This is a genomic window from Okibacterium sp. AC114 (genome assembly GCF_979253355.1).
Genome location: NZ_CEEDBR010000001.1, coordinates 1,229,047 through 1,244,527 on the forward strand (window position 1 = coordinate 1,229,047; position 15,481 = coordinate 1,244,527).

The 15,481-nt window shown below is 69.0% G+C and carries 15 protein-coding genes; 13 read left to right on the forward strand and 2 right to left on the reverse strand.

What is annotated here, in order from left to right; all coding sequences use genetic code 11:
• The first annotated feature begins 4 nt into the window (after positions 1-4).
• From ACZ6IE_RS05925 to ACZ6IE_RS05935, 3 genes are read left to right on the forward strand one after another with little or no spacing between them, the layout of a single operon-like run.
• Complete coding sequence (locus ACZ6IE_RS05925; protein WP_464607187.1) at positions 5-793, forward strand: lysophospholipid acyltransferase family protein; 789 nt, start codon at positions 5-7, stop codon at positions 791-793.
• Entirely contained in the window at positions 783-1,910 is a 1,128-nt protein-coding gene (locus ACZ6IE_RS05930) for an NAD(P)H-dependent glycerol-3-phosphate dehydrogenase (protein WP_464607188.1), read from the forward strand. Before ACZ6IE_RS05925 ends, ACZ6IE_RS05930 begins: the two co-directional genes overlap by 11 nt.
• Entirely contained in the window at positions 1,813-2,907 is a 1,095-nt protein-coding gene (locus tag ACZ6IE_RS05935; RefSeq protein ID WP_464607189.1) for a D-alanine--D-alanine ligase family protein, read from the forward strand. The genes ACZ6IE_RS05930 and ACZ6IE_RS05935 overlap by 98 nt, the downstream gene beginning before the upstream one ends.
• Before the next feature lie 108 nt (positions 2,908-3,015).
• Here the strand turns inward: ACZ6IE_RS05935 and ACZ6IE_RS05940 are convergent, their stop codons facing one another.
• Positions 3,016-3,597, reverse strand: a complete 582-nt coding sequence (locus tag ACZ6IE_RS05940) for a DUF3515 family protein (RefSeq protein ID WP_464607190.1) — start codon at positions 3,595-3,597, stop codon at positions 3,016-3,018.
• 24 nt (positions 3,598-3,621) lie between these two features.
• On the opposite strand from ACZ6IE_RS05940, the gene thiL reads away from it, so the two are divergent.
• The gene (gene thiL, locus ACZ6IE_RS05945) at positions 3,622-4,614 is read left to right on the forward strand and encodes a thiamine-phosphate kinase (RefSeq protein ID WP_464607191.1); all 993 of its coding nucleotides are present in this window, start codon (positions 3,622-3,624) and stop codon (positions 4,612-4,614) included.
• A 72-nt stretch (positions 4,615-4,686) separates the two neighbouring features.
• On the opposite strand, the gene ACZ6IE_RS05950 is transcribed toward thiL, so the two are convergent.
• Positions 4,687-5,256, reverse strand: coding sequence for an RsmD family RNA methyltransferase (locus ACZ6IE_RS05950; protein WP_464607192.1), 570 nt, complete (start codon positions 5,254-5,256; stop codon positions 4,687-4,689).
• Positions 5,257-5,313: 57 nt separating this feature from the next.
• Here ACZ6IE_RS05950 and ACZ6IE_RS05955 point away from each other — a divergent pair, with 57 nt between their 5' ends.
• The 9 genes from ACZ6IE_RS05955 (at position 5,314) to mutM (ending at position 15,471) form a co-directional block, all read left to right on the forward strand.
• Positions 5,314-7,512 (forward strand): ATP-dependent DNA helicase RecG, encoded by a 2,199-nt coding sequence (locus ACZ6IE_RS05955; protein WP_464607193.1) that lies wholly within the window; start codon positions 5,314-5,316, stop codon positions 7,510-7,512.
• A 73-nt stretch (positions 7,513-7,585) separates the two neighbouring features.
• A complete protein-coding gene (gene coaD, locus ACZ6IE_RS05960) occupies positions 7,586-8,065 on the forward strand; it encodes a pantetheine-phosphate adenylyltransferase (RefSeq protein ID WP_077053436.1) in 480 nt (159 codons plus the stop codon).
• Positions 8,062-9,090 (forward strand): AAA family ATPase, encoded by a 1,029-nt coding sequence (locus tag ACZ6IE_RS05965; protein ID WP_077053435.1) that lies wholly within the window; start codon positions 8,062-8,064, stop codon positions 9,088-9,090. The genes coaD and ACZ6IE_RS05965 overlap by 4 nt, the downstream gene beginning before the upstream one ends.
• Before the next feature lie 5 nt (positions 9,091-9,095).
• The gene (locus ACZ6IE_RS05970) at positions 9,096-10,418 is read left to right on the forward strand and encodes a DUF58 domain-containing protein (RefSeq protein ID WP_464607194.1); all 1,323 of its coding nucleotides are present in this window, start codon (positions 9,096-9,098) and stop codon (positions 10,416-10,418) included.
• The gene (locus ACZ6IE_RS05975) at positions 10,415-12,787 is read left to right on the forward strand and encodes a transglutaminase TgpA family protein (protein WP_464607195.1); all 2,373 of its coding nucleotides are present in this window, start codon (positions 10,415-10,417) and stop codon (positions 12,785-12,787) included. Before ACZ6IE_RS05970 ends, ACZ6IE_RS05975 begins: the two co-directional genes overlap by 4 nt.
• A gap of 137 nt (positions 12,788-12,924) precedes the next feature.
• Complete coding sequence (locus ACZ6IE_RS05980; protein WP_077053971.1) at positions 12,925-13,419, forward strand: YceD family protein; 495 nt, start codon at positions 12,925-12,927, stop codon at positions 13,417-13,419.
• A gap of 2 nt (positions 13,420-13,421) precedes the next feature.
• Entirely contained in the window at positions 13,422-13,625 is a 204-nt protein-coding gene (gene rpmF, locus ACZ6IE_RS05985) for a 50S ribosomal protein L32 (protein ID WP_077053432.1), read from the forward strand.
• 103 nt (positions 13,626-13,728) lie between these two features.
• Positions 13,729-14,472, forward strand: coding sequence for a ribonuclease III (gene rnc / locus ACZ6IE_RS05990; RefSeq protein ID WP_464608590.1), 744 nt, complete (start codon positions 13,729-13,731; stop codon positions 14,470-14,472).
• Positions 14,473-14,505: 33 nt separating this feature from the next.
• Entirely contained in the window at positions 14,506-15,471 is a 966-nt protein-coding gene (gene mutM / locus ACZ6IE_RS05995; protein ID WP_464607196.1) for a bifunctional DNA-formamidopyrimidine glycosylase/DNA-(apurinic or apyrimidinic site) lyase, read from the forward strand.
• Positions 15,472-15,481: the final 10 nt, after the last annotated feature.

Below are 15,481 nucleotides of genomic sequence, written 5' to 3' on the forward strand. Positions count from 1 at the left end.
ACCCATGCCTGACCAGAAGTCCGAGCTGAACCCTCGACCCGGCCGGCTGCGAGCGGGCCCCGAGAAGGCGAAACCGTCCTTCCTGTGGCCCCTCGCGGCGATCGTGGTGCCCGTGTCGTGGTCCATGATGCGGCTCAAGATCCGCAATCCCGAGATGCTTCCGCGCACCGGGCCGTTCATCCTGGCGCCTAACCACTACAGCGAGATCGACCCCATCGTGGTCGCCCTCGCCGTGTGGAAGATCGGCCGCGCGCCCCGGTTCATGGCCAAGGCGGGGCTGTTCAAGAACAAACTCCTCGGCTGGACGCTGAAGAAGGCGGGCCAGATCCCGGTCGAACGCGAAGGATCGACGCGCGGCAACGACCCCGTGTCGGCCGCGGCGCAGCTCGTGAAATCCGGCCAGGGCGTCATCGTCTACCCCGAGGGTTCGCTCACGCGTGACCCCGACATGTGGCCCATGCGCGGCAAGACGGGGGCGGTGCGCATTGCCCTGACCCACGACATCCCGGTTTACCCCATCGCGCACTGGGGCACGCAGAAGGTCATGGCGCGTTACTCGAAGAAGATCAACTTCTTCCCGCCCAAGCGCATCGACCTGCTGCTCGGCGAGCCCGTCGACCTGTCGGCGTTCGCCGGCCGGCCGCTCGACTCGGCAACGCTCACCGAGGCGACCTCCGCCGTGATGGATGACATCACGAAGCTGCTCGAGCAGTTGCGGGGCGAGAAGGCACCGGCCGAGCGCTGGGACCCGTCCAAGCACAACCAGAAGGAGACGGGCCGCTTTGAGTCGTAAACCCGCCGGCGCGACACGCGTCGCCGTCATCGGTGCCGGCAGCTGGGGCACGACCTTCGGCAAGATCCTCGCCGACGGCGGCACGAACGTCACCATGTGGGCGCGCCGCCCCGAGCTGGCCGACGACATCCGCCTGCGCCACCGCAACAGCGACTATCTGCCGGGCGTCACGCTGCCCGAGAACCTGACCGCCGAAAGCGATCTCGCGGCTGCCGTGCGTGGTGCCGCGCAGATCTACGTTTCGGTGCCGAGCCAGACGCTGCGCGACAACCTCATCGCTCTCAAGCCGCTCATCGGCCCCGACACCATCGTCGTCTCGCTCATGAAGGGCGTCGAAAAAGGCACGGGCCTGCGCATGAGCCAGGTGCTCGAAGAGGGTCTCGGCATCGATCCCTCCCGCATCGCCGTGGCCTCGGGCCCCAACCTCGCGCTCGAGATCGCGAAGGAGCAGCCCACCGCGGCCGTCATCTCGTCGTCGAACCTCGAAACGGCCCAGGCCGTGGCCCTGCTCGCGCGCAACCGCTACTTCCGCACGTTCGTCAACACGGATGTCATCGGCACCGAGTTCGGCGGAGTGCTGAAGAACCTCATCGCCGTCGCCATCGGCATCGTCGACGGTGTCGGCTACGGCGAGAACACGAAGGCGTCGATCATCACGCGCGGTCTCGTCGAGATGACCGACTTCGCGGTCGCCCACGGCGCTAAAGCCGAGACGCTGTCGGGTCTCGCGGGGCTCGGCGACCTCATCGCCACCTGCCAGTCCCCGCTGTCCCGCAACAACACGGCGGGTCGGCTGCTCGGCCAGGGCTACAGCTTCAACGCCGTCGTGAAGCAGATGCAGCAGACCGCGGAGGGCCTCGCATCCGTGGCCCCCATTCTCGAACTCGCGCGAACCATCGGCGTCGACATGCCGATCGTCCAACAGGTCGAACAGGTGCTGAACGGTACTCTCAACCCGAAAGACATCGCCCCCCACCTCACCACCGACTCTGATGAACCTCAGGGCGAAAGGACGAACGATGAACCCCAAGCCGACGGTGGCAGTTCTCTTTGGCGGCCGTTCCAGCGAGCACTCCATCAGCTGCGCCACGGCGGGCGGGGTTCTGGCGGCAATTGACCGCACACGCTACGACGTGATCCCGGTGGGGATCACGCGGGACGGCGCGTTCGTGCTCGAGGTCGACGACCCGTCGCGCTTCGCACTCAACGCCGTGAAGCTGCCCGAGGTGCTCGACAACGGCACGCGCGTGCAGTGGCCCGACAGCACGCGCTCGCGCACACTGCGCGTCGTGCGCGAAGACGGCACGGTCGAGGTGCTGGGCGACATCGACCTGGTGTTCCCGATCTTGCACGGTCCCTACGGCGAGGACGGCACCATCCAGGGCATGCTCGAGCTCACCGACATCCCGTATGTGGGATCGGGGGTGCTCGCGTCGAGCCTCGGCATGGACAAGCACTTCACCAAGACCGTGCTGCAGCAGGCCGGCATCCAGGTGGCGCCATGGCGCACCATCACGGCCCTCGACTACGCGACAGAACCGTCGGTGGCCGAGCAGGCGCTCGACGAGCTCGGCGCCCCCGTGTTCGTCAAGCCGGCCCGCGCCGGCTCGAGCGTCGGCGTCAGCAAGGTCAGTGATGCGGCCGAACTGCACCGCGCCATGGGCATCGCGTTCGACGAGGACGACAAGGTGCTCATCGAATCGGGCATGCCGGGTCGCGAAGTCGAGATCGCCGTGCTCGGTGGCCGCCCCGGCGAACCCGCGCGAGCCTCGGTGGCCGGCGAGGTCATCATCACGGGCCGCGACTTCTACGACTTCGACGCCAAATACCTCGACGCCCCCGGCATCGAGCTGGTGTGCCCGGCCGCCCTGACCGACGCCGAGCTCGCGGGTTTGCAAGACGTCGCCGTGCGCGCGTTCGACGCCATCGGCGCCGAGGGCTTGGCCCGCGTCGACTTCTTCTTCTCGGGCGACGACCTCGTCGTCAACGAGATCAACACCATGCCCGGGTTCACGCCGATCTCGATGTTCCCGACGTGCTGGATGGCGTCGGGCCTGAGCTACCCCGAGCTCATCACCGAGCTCATCGAGGTCGCGGTCGCGCGACGCGGTTAGGAGCGCCGGCCCCCCGGGCCGGCCCGTCGTCGCCCTGGGGGATGGTGCGCACACGCGGCGGCACCTGTGGTCGAGTCAGCGACCAGGCCGGCAGCCGAGCCCGCCGTCTTACGGCGTAGGCGTCTCGGACGGTTCCGTCGACGGCTCGGCCGGGTTCACGGGCGTGGCGGTGGGGTCGCCGTTGTCTGAGCCGACACCGCCGAGAACGTCTTCGGGGCCCGTGCACGCCTTCGTCGCAGGGATGGTCGACACGGCCGGCCCCAGGTCGATGAGGGCCGTCGTGCCGCTGACGCCGCCCGTGTCGGCATCCGAGTTCACGAAGACCTCGATGGCGGGCGTGCGGCCGTAGGTGGTGTAGCGGTAGTTGGGCTTGTCGCTGTCGTCGGCGATCCAGTCGATGCCGTTGAGCGACACGCACGTGTCGGTGGTCGGCCCGGGAACGGCGACGCCGCAGTGCAGCAGAACGGCGGCCGGCGTTCCCCACGCACCTGTCGCCTGCGCGTCGGTGTCGCGCTGCGGTTTGCCGGCCACGGTGTCGGGCAGCCGCACGGTCACGTCGGCGCATGCCGGGTTGTTGGCGTCGGGGGCCGAGGTGGCGGTCACGGTGGGCGCGCAACCGGTGACGACGAGGGCGAGCGCGACGGCACCGAAGGTGCTGGCGAGGGGGAGGAGGCGTTTTCGGGAAGACATCGCTTCCAGGCTACCGTTGTCGATATGTCGTCCTCAGGCTCCGACCCCCAGCTCGTCGGACACACAGCAGAGTCGGAGCTACTCGCCCGCATCCTGCCGCGTTTTCGCGCGGCCGACGCGGCGCTCGTGGGCCCCGGTGACGACGCCGCGGTGGTGAGGGCGCCCGACGGGCGTTTCGTCGTCACGACCGACCTCATGGTGCACGGGCCCGATTTTCGCATGGCCTGGTCGACGCCGTTCGAGCTCGGCTGGAAGGCTGCGGCATCCAATCTCTCGGATGTCGCGGCGATGGGTGCTCGACCGACGGCCCTGGTCGTGGCGCTCGCGGCGACGGCCGACCTGCCCGTCGAGTTTCTCGAACAGCTGGCCGACGGCATCCGCGAGGGGTGTGCGGCCATGGCGCCGGGGTGCGGCGTCGTCGGGGGAGACCTCTCGGTGTCGGCCACGCTGACCATCGCGGTGACGGCTTTCGGCGACCTCGAGGGCCGCGAACCCGTCCTCCGTTCGGGTGCCCGAACCGGCGATGTGCTCGCGATCGCGGGCTCGATGGGCCGCGCGGCCCAGGGCCTCGACCTGCTGTTCCGGCAGGGCGTCGATGCCGATGGGCACCCCGATGTCGAGGCGACAGCCCGCCTGCGCGCCGAATACCCCGACCTCATTCAGGCGCAGACCGCCCCGCACCCGCCGATCGGCCACGGCGTCATCGCGTCCGAGGCCGGCGCCACAGCCATGATGGATGTCTCGGACGGACTGCTTCTCGACGCGTCACGCCTGGCCGCGGCATCCGGTGCGCGCCTCGACCTCTCGAGCACGGCCCTCGAACCGCACGGCCCGTTCGCGTTGCGCGGGGGAGAGGACCACTCACTTCTCGCAACTTTCCCGACCGAGGCTGCCGTCCCTCTGGGCTTCACGGTCATCGGCCGGGTCATAACGGGCAAGGGCGTGAGCCTCGACGGCACCGACGTCGACCCGCATGGTTGGGACCCGTACAGCTCCTGGGGCGGCGGGCAGGGCTGACTCTGAGCGCCGGCCACTGACCCGAGGTCCTCCTACCCCGCGATGAGGGGACCCCCCGCAGCTCGGTCGCGCCTATTCTTCGAGGGGCCCGACCCACCACAGCGTGGTCTCGCCGTAGTTTTTCCGGCGCTCGACTTCGAGGGCAGCGGGCAGCGTCGGTTCGGGAGTGCGGGCACTGCGTTCGACGACGATGCTCGCGCCCGGTGCGACGAGGGGTGCCAACGACGTCAGAACCGCCGTCAGCTCGTCTTCACCCACGTCATAGGGCGGGTCGATGAAAACGATGTCCCAGTTTCCCGCCGGTGTCCCGTCCAGATACCCCTGCACCGACTTGGCATGAACATCGATCGGGATGTCGCCGGCCAGCGCCTTGCGCACGACCAATGCGTTGCGGCGGCACACCTGCGCCGCCTCGGCCCCGCGCTCCACCAGGTCGATGTGGACCGCCCCCCGGCTCGCGGCCTCGAGCCCCAGAGCCCCGGACCCCGCGTACAGGTCGAGCACGCGCGCGCCGCGCACGAGGTCACGGGCGTCGAGGGCCGAGAAGATGGCCTCGCGCACGCGGTCGCTCGTGGGCCTGGTGCCGCGCTTCGGCACCTGCAGGGTGAGGGATCCGGCCGCGCCGGCGACGATTCGGGTCACCGCTCCACGATAGCGGGACGACCGGCCGATGTCGGTGGCCCCGAATAGACTCGTCCCATGACCGAGTCTCCGCTAGATGCCGCGCTGTCGGGCATTCTCGGTGGGCGCACGGCAACGGCTTTCGAGAAGGCCTTCGGCCTGCGCACGGTCGGCGATCTCCTGGCGCACTACCCGAGGCGTTACGCCCGCCGGGGCGAGTTGACGGCGCTCGATCAGCTGCCCATCGGCGATGCGGTCACGATCGTGGCCGAGGTCATCGAGGTGCGCGAGCGTCCCATGCGGGCCCGCCGTGGCTCAATCCTCGAGGTCAAGATCACCGACGGTGAAGGCATCCTCACCCTCACGTTCTTCAACCAGGCGTGGCGTGCCAAAGACCTGTCGCCCGGCGTGCGCGGCATCTTCGCGGGCAAGGTCGGTGCCTATCGCGGGGCGCTGCAGCTCGCGCATCCCGATTACGAGCTGTTCGACGAGGCGTCTCGCCCCGCCGACTCGCAGGCGGCCAAGAAGTGGGCTCAGATGCCCATCCCCATCTATCCGGCTACGTCGACGATCGCCAGCTGGCAGGTGCAGAAGTCCGTCGAGCTCGTGCTCGACCAGCTGCCCTCCCTCGACGACCCGGTTCCCGCAGAGGTGCGGTCCGAAGAGCAGCTCCTCGGGCTCGGTGAGGCCTACGAACTCATGCATCGCCCGCAGAAAGACGCCGACTTCATGCGCGCACGCGACACGCTGCGCTATCACGAGGCATTCATTCTGCAGGCGGCGTTGCTGCAGCAGCGACAGAGCGATCGAGCGCGCATCGCCACCGTGCGCGTGCCGAAGGACGGCGGGCTGCTCGACCGCTTCGACGACGCGCTGCCCTTCACTCTCACGGGCGACCAACAGTCCGTCGGTTCCGAGATTCTCTTCGACCTGGGCAGCCCCGCGCCCATGAACCGGCTCGTTCAGGGTGAGGTGGGCTCGGGCAAGACGCTCGTCGCCCTGCGCGCCATGCTGGCCGTGGCCGACTCGGGTGGCCAGTCGGCGCTGCTCGCTCCCACCGAGGTGCTGGCGGCGCAACACCTCCGTTCCATCGTGCGCTCGCTCGGCCCCGACCTCGCCGCCGAGCTCGTGCCCACCCTGCTCACCGGCCAGTTGTCCACGGCCGAGCGCAAACGAGCCCTCCTGCGGGTCGTCAGTGGCCAGGCCAAGATCGTCGTGGGCACGCACGCGCTGCTGTCCGACACCGTCGGCTTCTACGACCTGGGTCTCGTCGTCGTCGACGAGCAGCACCGCTTCGGCGTCGAGCAGCGCGAAACCCTGCGGCAGAAGGGCCACGTGCCCCCGCATGTGCTCGTGCTCACGGCCACGCCCATTCCCCGCACGGTCGCCATGACGGTGTTCGGCGACCTCGACGTCAGCACCATCCACGAGTTGCCGGCGGGCCGCGCGGGCATCGAATCCTTCGTCGTGCCCACGGCAGACCGGCCGGGATGGATGGGCCGGGTGTGGCAGCGCGTCTCCGAAGAGGTCGCCAAGGGGCGCCAGGCCTTCGTCGTGTGCTCGGCCATCGACCGCGCCGTCGCCGAAGAGGGAGAGAATCTGCCGGCGACGGCCGATGACGCCTCGGCTCCCGAAGCCGACCCTGCCGAGCCAGCGCCCGCCCTCCCGCACACCGTCGTCGACACGCTCGCCGAATTGCAACGGCTCGACGCCCTCTCCGGGCTCCGCATCCAGGCGCTCCACGGGCGCATGACGTCCGAGGAAAAGGACGCCATCATGCAGTCCTTTGCGGCCGGCGATATCGACATCCTGGTCGCGACGACCGTCATCGAGGTCGGCGTCGATGTGCCCAACGCCTCCACCATGGTGGTCCTCGACTCCGACCGCTTCGGGGTGTCGCAGTTGCACCAGTTGCGCGGGCGCGTCGGGCGTGGGCAGCACGCGGGCCTGTGCCTGCTCGTCACGGGTGCGCCCGTCGAGACGACCGCACGCGAGCGAGTGGAGGCCGTGGCATCCACCATCGACGGTTTCGAGCTCGCCACCATCGACCTCGAGCTGCGGCGCGAGGGCGATGTGCTGGGCAACCGCCAATCCGGCGGGCGGTCCTCGCTCAAGCTGCTGCGCGTCGTCTCCGACGGCGACCTCATCATGCGCGCCCGTGAGCACGCCGGTGAACTTCTCGCGGGCGATCCCGATCTGGCGCAGCATCCCGCCCTACGTTCGGCCCTCGAGCGCCGCCTCGACGATGCCGAGCGTGCTGCCCTCTCCAAGAACTGAGAGGCTTCCTCACCCTCCCTGACGATTGTCTGATCGTCACGGAAAGGTAACGACCGGCCGGTAAGCTGGGGCGATGCAGAGGATCGCCGTTGTTCCCGGCTCGTTCGACCCTGTCACCCTGGGTCATCTCGACGTCATCGAGAGAGCCGCGGGGCTGTTCGACCAGCTCCACGTGCTCGTCGTCCACAACCCAGACAAGGCGGCCCTGCTGCCCATCGCGCAGCGCGTCGCCCTGCTCGAGAAGTCGGTCGCGGCGCTCGGCATCACCAACGTCGTCGTCGCGTCGTGGAGCGTCGGCCTCCTCGTCGACTACGCCACGGATGTCGGAGCCACCGTGCTCGTCAAGGGCATCCGCTCGCAGGTCGACGTCGCCTATGAGACGCCCATGGCCATCGTGAACCGCAACCTGGCGGGTGTCGAGACGATCTTCCTGTTGCCCGACCCCGCTCACGCGCATGTGTCCAGCTCGCTCGTGCGGCAGGTCGCCTCCCTCGGCGGAGACATCCGACCCTACGTTCCCGCGCCCGTCGCCGACTTCTTGCAGGAATCATGACCACCTACCCCACCAGCGCGCCGACCGACGGGCAAGCCTCGTCCGCGACATCCGACATCGCCATGACGATCGAGGAGGCCACCGAGGTCGTCGCGCGCGTGCAGGCCAATGTCGAGCACGTCATCGACGGCAAATCGGCCGAGATCCGCACGGCACTCGTCGTGCTGCTCGCCGAGGGGCATCTTCTGATCGAAGACGTTCCGGGCGTCGGCAAGACCATGCTCGCCAAGGCCCTTGCCAAGTCGGTGCACTCCACCGTGAGCCGCATTCAGTTCACGCCAGATCTGCTGCCCTCCGATGTCACGGGCATCTCGGTCTACAACCAGGTCGACGGCCGCTTCGAGTTCAAGCCCGGCGCCGTGTTCGCGAACATCGTCATCGGCGACGAGATCAACCGCGCCTCGCCCAAGACGCAGTCCGCGCTGCTCGAGTGCATGGAGGAGCGCCAGGTCACGGTCGACGGCTCGACCTATCCGCTGCCCACCCCGTTCACGGTCGTGGCCACGCAGAACCCGATCGAGATGGAGGGCACCTACGCGTTGCCCGAGGCCCAGCGTGACCGCTTCATGGCGCGCATCTCCATGGGTTACCCCGACGAGACGGCCGAGCTGCGCATGCTGAGCTCACGCAACGAGGCCAATCCGCTGCAGGCGCTCGAGCCCGTGCTGTCCACGGCCGGCCTCAGACGCGTCATCGCGACCGTGCATCACGTCTATGTCGCCGAAGCCGTGAAGCAGTACGCCGTGCACATCGTGCGGGCCACGCGCGAGCACCCCGACATCCGCCTGGGCGGCAGCCCGCGCTCCACCCTGCAGCTCGTGCGTGCGGCCAAGGCCCTCGCGCTCGTGTCGGGCCGCGATTTCGTGCTGCCCGACGATATCGACGCGCTCGTGCTGCCCGTGCTGGGCCACCGCGTCGTGCCAACGGGCCGTGCCCTCGGCCAGCACCAGTATGCCGATCAGCTCGTCGCCGGCATCCTCGCTGGCATCGTCGAGAACACGCCGGTCCCGGTTCCCGGGCGGTAGACAACATGGCCAGACGCTCACGATCCTCCGGCGCCGCGGTGCGCCCGACCGTGCGCGGCTGGGGATTTCTTGCAGTAGCACTCGCCTTCGTGGTGGCCTCGACGCTCATCGACCGGCGCGAGGGTCTCTACGTGGGCTTCTTCCTGCTCACTCTGGTGCTCGTCTCGGCCGTTTTGGTCTGGATGGTGCGCCCCCGCGTCCAGGTGCGCCGACGTTTCGCCGAACCCGCTGTGGCCGTCGGCGAACTCGCGACCGTGCGCGTGATCATCGAGGCCACGGGTTCGGCGCGCGGACTGAACCGCTGGGCCGAACAGCTTCCCGCGGGCTTCGGCGAGCAGGGTGGCGACCTGTGGTCGGCCGGTGCCGACGCCCGACGCTTCGGTGGCATGGTCGAATACCGGGTACGTGCTCCGAAGCGCGGCCGCTATCCCATCGGGCCCCTCTGGCTCGGCTACGGCGACCCGCTGGGCCTGGCCGTCGCCCTCCGCCCGGCGGGCGAGGTGTCGACGCTCACCGTGACGCCACGCGTGACCGTTCTCGATCAGCCGGGCGTGCTCACCGCCTCGGGCGAGGGCGGCCGGCACCAGCTCTATGTGCCCTCGAACCCCCGCGCCGACGAGTTGATCGCCCGCGAATACCGCGCCGGCGATCCGCTGCGCCGCGTGCACTGGCGGCAGACCGCACGTCGTGGCGAGTTGATGGTGAGGCAAGAAGAGCAGCAGGGCGATCCCGAGGCGTGTGTCGTGCTCGATACCACCGTGGCACCGCGCGCCTCGTCGCCGGGCTTGGGTGCAGGTGCGGCGGGTTCGGCCGCAGAGGCGGAATTCGAGCGAGCAGTCGAGGCTGCGGCATCCATCGCGGTGCGGCTCTTGGCCGACGGCTTCGCCGTCACGGTCATCGAGACGGCGAAGCCACTCGAGCGCGCGGGCGACCGCGTAGCCCCCCGCGTGCGCCACTACAGCCCCGGTGCGGCCCCCACGTTGCTCATGGACCTCGCCGACGTGCGACGTGTGAGCACTACCCCCGACGATGACGTGTGGTCGGGCGTCGACGGCCACCTGCGATCCCTCGGCGGCATGCTCCCGGTGTTCTGTGTGCTCACGGGCACGGGAACGGCGAGTTCGACCCGCCTGACCGCCGTCAAGGGCGCGGCCGATCCCGCCGTCGCGATCGTCGCTGCAGAAGCATCCCGCCCGGCAACCGAGCTGCGCGACTCTCTTCTGACGAACGGATGGCGCGCCGCCCACCTGCCAGCCGGGCGCCCGATCGATGATGCCTGGCGTCAGATCGCCGTCGGCGGAACCGATCGAGAGGGGGCTCGGCGATGAGCACACAAGCCCCTCCGCGCCCGTCGGCTCCACGGCCCTCCGGCAACGGCAACGGCAACGGCAGCGGTGGCGGCCGCGGCTCGTCGCCGAACCGCCCGGCCGACCGCTCCGTGTCCGATCACTCCCGTTTCGTCCGCCGCGTTCGCGCCACGACGCTCTGGCCCCTCACGCTCGCTCTCGTGGCGCTCTTCCTGGTCGCGATCAGCGGCCTCGCGCCCGTCATCGAGGGCATCGACTGGTGGTTCGAGCCCGCGCTCGTCGGAATCGTCGTGCTCGTGGGCGCCCAGATCATCCGTCTGCTCGGCGCGCCGCGCTGGGTGGCCTCGGTCGGCGCGGCCGTCATCTGGCTGGCCAGCATCGTGGTCCTCTTCGCGGCCGGCGACTCGATCCTGTTCGTCATTCCCACGCCCGCGAGCATCGATACGATCTCGTCTCTCGCCAACGCCGGTGCGGCGTCCATCAACTCGCAGGCGACGCCCGCGGCGCTCGACATCGGCATCCAGTTCCTCCTCGTCGTGGGAGCTGGGCTCTTCGCCGTGCTCTTCGACGTCGTCGCGTTCACGGGCCGCATGCCCGCCGTGGTGGGCGTGCCGGTCATCGGGCTCGCCATCGTGCCGGGCATCTTCACGGGCGACGTCGACCTGTGGTCCTTCTCTCTGTGCGCCGTGTTCTACGTGCTGGTGTTGTGGGCGGATGCGGGGGCCCGCCGCCTGGCCCGCCGCAGTTTCGGCAGTGTGGCCGCCGTCTGCGCAGCGGCCATCGTCGTCGCGCTGATCGCCACTCTCAACGTGCCCGGTTTCAACGGCGCCTCGCTCGTCCCATCCACGGGTGGCGTGCGCATCGGCGGGGGAGTGAGCCCGCTCATCGACCTCGGCAAAGATCTGCGGCAACCCGGCACGAGCGAGGCCTTCCGCTACAGCACCACGAGCCAGGACCGCCAGTACTTCCGCCTCCTCACGCTCGACCAGTTCGACGGCACCACGTGGTCGTCGTCCGATTCCGATCGCACCGAGCGCAATGACGACGACACGACGATCGACATCCCGGGTCTCGGCCCCGATATCGCCACCACCGAGGCGACGACGCGTGTCGAGATCGAGACCATGGAGAGCCCGTGGCTTCCCGTGCCCTTTCCCAGCACCGAGGTCTCCGATCTGCGCGGCACGTGGATGTGGGATGTCGAGGGTCTGACGCTCTCGAGCCGGATCTCGAGCACGCGCGACCAGACCTACACGGCGACCAGCCAGAACATCGAGCCGACACCCGAGCAGCTGGCCGAGGCATCCGCGGGCTTCCCTGAGGATGTCTCGCGCTTCCTCGAGCTGCCCGACGATGTGCCCGGCGCGATCCAGGATGCCGCGAACCAGGCCACCGATGGCGACACCACGGCCTATGAGCGCGCCGTCGACCTGCAGCAGTACTTCCGCTCAGGGGACTTCCTCTACTCGGAATCGGCGCCCGTCGACGAGGGCTATGACGGCGACGGGTTCGACGTCATCGCGCAGTTCCTCGAGAAGAAGTCGGGCTATTGCGTGCACTACGCCTCGGCCATGGCCATCATGGCGCGCCTCGAGGGCATCCCGGCGCGCGTCTCGCTCGGCTACCTGCCGGGCACGCGTTCGGGGGCCTCGGGCGACGAGATCTCGTACTCGGTCTCGTCGGATGACCTGCACTCGTGGCCCGAGCTGTACTTCGAGGGTGTCGGCTGGGTTCCCTTCGAGCCCACGCCGAGCCGCGGCGAGGTCCCCGACTACGCCATCCCCGAGTCGACGTCGTCGACGTCCTCGGCGGCCCCGGTCGACCCGCAACAGCAGAACGGTCAGCAGTCGACGCCCACGCCGTCGGCCACGGCCCCGACCGACACATCCGTCGCTGAAAGCGCCGACGACGCGACCCCTCCCGCCACGGCCCCGCTGCTCGCCCTCCTCCTGCTCGTCCTCGCCGCCGTCCCCGGCACGGTTCGAGCCCTGCGTCGCCGTCGCCGCCTCGGCCGTCTGCGTTCCGGAGCGGCGTCGGCGGATGTCGCCTGGCTCGAGATCTCCGAAACCGCCCGCGATCTCGGCCTCTCGGTTTCCGACGCCGCGACACCCCGGCAGATCGCGGAGTCTCTGTCCGCCGAGGTGCCGTTCGCGCCGCTCGAGTCCGCGCGCCTGACCCAACTCCTCGAGGCCGTCGAGCGACTCCGTTTCGCCGGTGACCGCGCCTCGGGCCCGCCCGAGGGCGTGAGTCTCGAGCAAGCGACGACGACGGTTCTGGATGCCCTCGCACGCTCTCGCCCGACCGGTCGCCGCATCTTGGCAGCCGCCTTGCCGGCTTCGGTGCTCACCCCCTCGGCTCGCCGCGAGCAGGCCCCCGCCGACGTGCACTGAGCCGCGCCGCGCCGCGTCCGCCCTCGGAGAAACGGCGTATCGTCCCCGCACGCGGCGGGTAGACTCGCGGGGTGAGTTATGTGAAGAAGACGCCATTTACGGTGAACCTTCGGGACATCGTCCGGCACCCGGGCGAGATGCGCGAGCACGATTACGAGATCCCGTCGCCCGAGAAGCTCGGCGAGGGTCTCGTGTCCGTTCCGAAGGGCGAGCCGCTCTACCAGCGCGTCCGTTTCGAGTCCGTGCACGAGGGCATCCTGGTCACGGGAGAACTCGAAACCCGGGCCACGGGAGTGTGCGGTCGATGCCTGAAAGACATCGTCCAGCCTGTCGAAGTCGAATTCCAGGAGCTTTTCGCGTATCCTAACGAGGAAGCATCTGAGTATGAGGTTCACGATGACCACGTGGATCTTGAACCTCTCATCAGAGATGCAGTGGTTTTGTCACTGCCGTTTCAGCCGGTTTGCCGGCCTGACTGCCCCGGTCTCGACCTAGAAACCGGCGAGCCGCTGGCTGAACAACCCGACGAAGACTCTCACGAACCCGTTGACCCTCGCTGGGCTGCGCTCGCGAGTTTCACCCCAGACATCAGCTCGAGAGACGTCGACGCTGCCGATACAGAAGAGAGATAACCATGGCTGTCCCGAAGCGGAAAAAGTCGCGCGCCAACACCCACGCCCGCCGTTCGCAGTGGAAGGCCGAAGTCCCCACCCTGGTGAAGACGGTCGAAAACGGCAAGGTCACCTACAGCCTGCCGCACCGCGCCAAGGTTGTCGAAGACTCCGCGGGCACCGCGCTGTTCCTCGAATACAAGGGCCGCAAGGTCGCCGACGTCTAAACAGACGCTCGGTTCATTCGGTATCGGTTCACCCGTGGCATCTGTCGAGAGCACGCCTGTCGAGAAGACGCCCCGCCGCGAACTGAACAACGCCGAACGCAGAATTGCCGGATCGGTCGACGCTGTTTCTCCCCGTGCGGGAGAGCAGGTCGACCGGTCCGTTCTTCGTGACACGCTCGGAGTCGACCTCGACCCCGAGCTCTTGTCGTTGGCCCTGACGCACCGGTCTTACGCCTACGAGCACGGCGGTACGCCGCACAACGAGCGCCTCGAGTTCCTCGGCGACTCCATCCTCGGTCAGGCCGTCACGGTCAAGCTCTACCGCGACAACCCCGAGCTGTCAGAGGGCGAGCTCGCCAAGCGCCGAGCCAGCGTGGTCTCCACGATCGCCCTCGCCGAGGTTGCCGAGCGCATCGAGCTCGGCCCGCACATCCTGCTCGGCCGCGGCGAGATCCTCACGGGTGGCGCGCGCAAACCGTCGATCCTCGCCGACACGGTCGAGGCCATCATCGGCGCGGTCTATCTGGGCTGCGGTCCCGATGTCGCGACCGACCTGGTCCTCCGCCTCGTCGGGCCGCTACTCGCCGACAGCGAGCGCTTCGGCGCCGCCATGGACCCGAAGACCAGCCTGCAAGAGGCCGCCGCTCGCCAGAACCAGCCGGCGCCGCACTACGACGTCACGAGCGAAGGCCCCGACCACGATCGCCGGTTCACGGCCATCGTCACGGTCGGCCGCGTCGCGCGCGGCGAAGGAACGGGCTCGTCCAAGAAGCACGCCGAGATGGCCGCCGCACTCGACGCCTGGTCGCAGCTTACGGGTTTCGTGAAGCCCGAACGCACGCGGTGATTTCAGCGACACACGCGCTGCGAGGCGGTCCCCGTGCCTGAGCTCCCCGAGGTCGAGGTCGTCCGCGCCGGCCTGCAACCCGCCATCGTGGGTGCGCGCATCGTCGACATCGACATCTACGACGAACGGTCGCTGCGCCGCCACGACCGCGCCTCCGGAACCTTCGTCGAACTCCTCCGCGGCCGCCGCGTCACGGCCGCCGTGCGTCGAGGCAAATTCCTCTGGTTCCCGCTCGACACCGAGCCGCATGAACGCCCCCGCGCGCTCGTCGGCCACCTCGGCATGAGCGGCCAAATGCTCCTCCGGGAGCCCGGCACGCTCGACGAGCGCACACGCATCGGACTGTCGCTCGAGCATCCCGAGCACGGCGATCTGCGCGTCAACTTCGTCGACCAACGCATCTTCGGCTCGCTCGCCATCGACACCCTCGTTCCCACGCGCGACGGCTTCCCCTCGGGTTTCGCTGGCGACGTGCCGCCCGCCGCGCTCATCCCGTCGCAGGTGGCGCACATCGCGCGCGACCCGCTCGACCCGCACTTCGACGAGCCCGCCTTCTTCGAGGCGTTGTCACGCAAGAGGGTGGGCATCAAGCGCGTGCTGCTCGATCAGACCGTGGTGTCGGGCATCGGCAACATCTATGCCGACGAGTCGCTGTGGGCGGCTCGCCTGCACTTCGAACGGCAGGCCGCGGCCCTCACGCGTCGCCAGGCCGCCGTGCTGCTCGACGAGGTGCGCACCGTGTTGCAGAAGGCGCTGGCCGAGGGCGGCACGAGCTTCGACGCGCAATACGTCAACGTGAACGGGGCATCCGGTTACTTCTCGCACAGCCTCAACGCCTACGGCCAGACGGGCAAACCGTGCACCCGCTGCGACACCCCCATCGAACGCGTCTCGTTCATGAACCGGGGCTCGCACTTCTGCCCCTTCTGCCAGAAGCGCCCGCGTGCAACGAGCAAACCTGCGCCAGTGGGTGCTTCTCACACCGCCGACAGGGCCTGAAACGCGCGGA

What these genes read in the sequence shown, in the direction of transcription:
- ACZ6IE_RS05925 (WP_464607187.1), top strand. Translation starts at nt 5, where the DNA reads ATGCCTGACCAGAAGTCCGAGCTGAACCCTCGACCCGGCCGGCTGCGA.
- ACZ6IE_RS05935 (WP_464607189.1), top strand. Translation starts at nt 1,813, where the DNA reads ATGAACCCCAAGCCGACGGTGGCAGTTCTCTTTGGCGGCCGTTCCAGC.
- ACZ6IE_RS05940 (WP_464607190.1), bottom strand. Translation starts at nt 3,597, where the DNA reads ATGTCTTCCCGAAAACGCCTCCTCCCCCTCGCCAGCACCTTCGGTGCC.
- thiL (WP_464607191.1), top strand. Translation starts at nt 3,622, where the DNA reads ATGTCGTCCTCAGGCTCCGACCCCCAGCTCGTCGGACACACAGCAGAG.
- ACZ6IE_RS05955 (WP_464607193.1), top strand. Translation starts at nt 5,314, where the DNA reads ATGACCGAGTCTCCGCTAGATGCCGCGCTGTCGGGCATTCTCGGTGGG.
- coaD (WP_077053436.1), top strand. Translation starts at nt 7,586, where the DNA reads ATGCAGAGGATCGCCGTTGTTCCCGGCTCGTTCGACCCTGTCACCCTG.
- ACZ6IE_RS05965 (WP_077053435.1), top strand. Translation starts at nt 8,062, where the DNA reads ATGACCACCTACCCCACCAGCGCGCCGACCGACGGGCAAGCCTCGTCC.
- ACZ6IE_RS05970 (WP_464607194.1), top strand. Translation starts at nt 9,096, where the DNA reads ATGGCCAGACGCTCACGATCCTCCGGCGCCGCGGTGCGCCCGACCGTG.
- ACZ6IE_RS05975 (WP_464607195.1), top strand. Translation starts at nt 10,415, where the DNA reads ATGAGCACACAAGCCCCTCCGCGCCCGTCGGCTCCACGGCCCTCCGGC.
- ACZ6IE_RS05980 (WP_077053971.1), top strand. Translation starts at nt 12,925, where the DNA reads ATGCGCGAGCACGATTACGAGATCCCGTCGCCCGAGAAGCTCGGCGAG.
- rpmF (WP_077053432.1), top strand. Translation starts at nt 13,422, where the DNA reads ATGGCTGTCCCGAAGCGGAAAAAGTCGCGCGCCAACACCCACGCCCGC.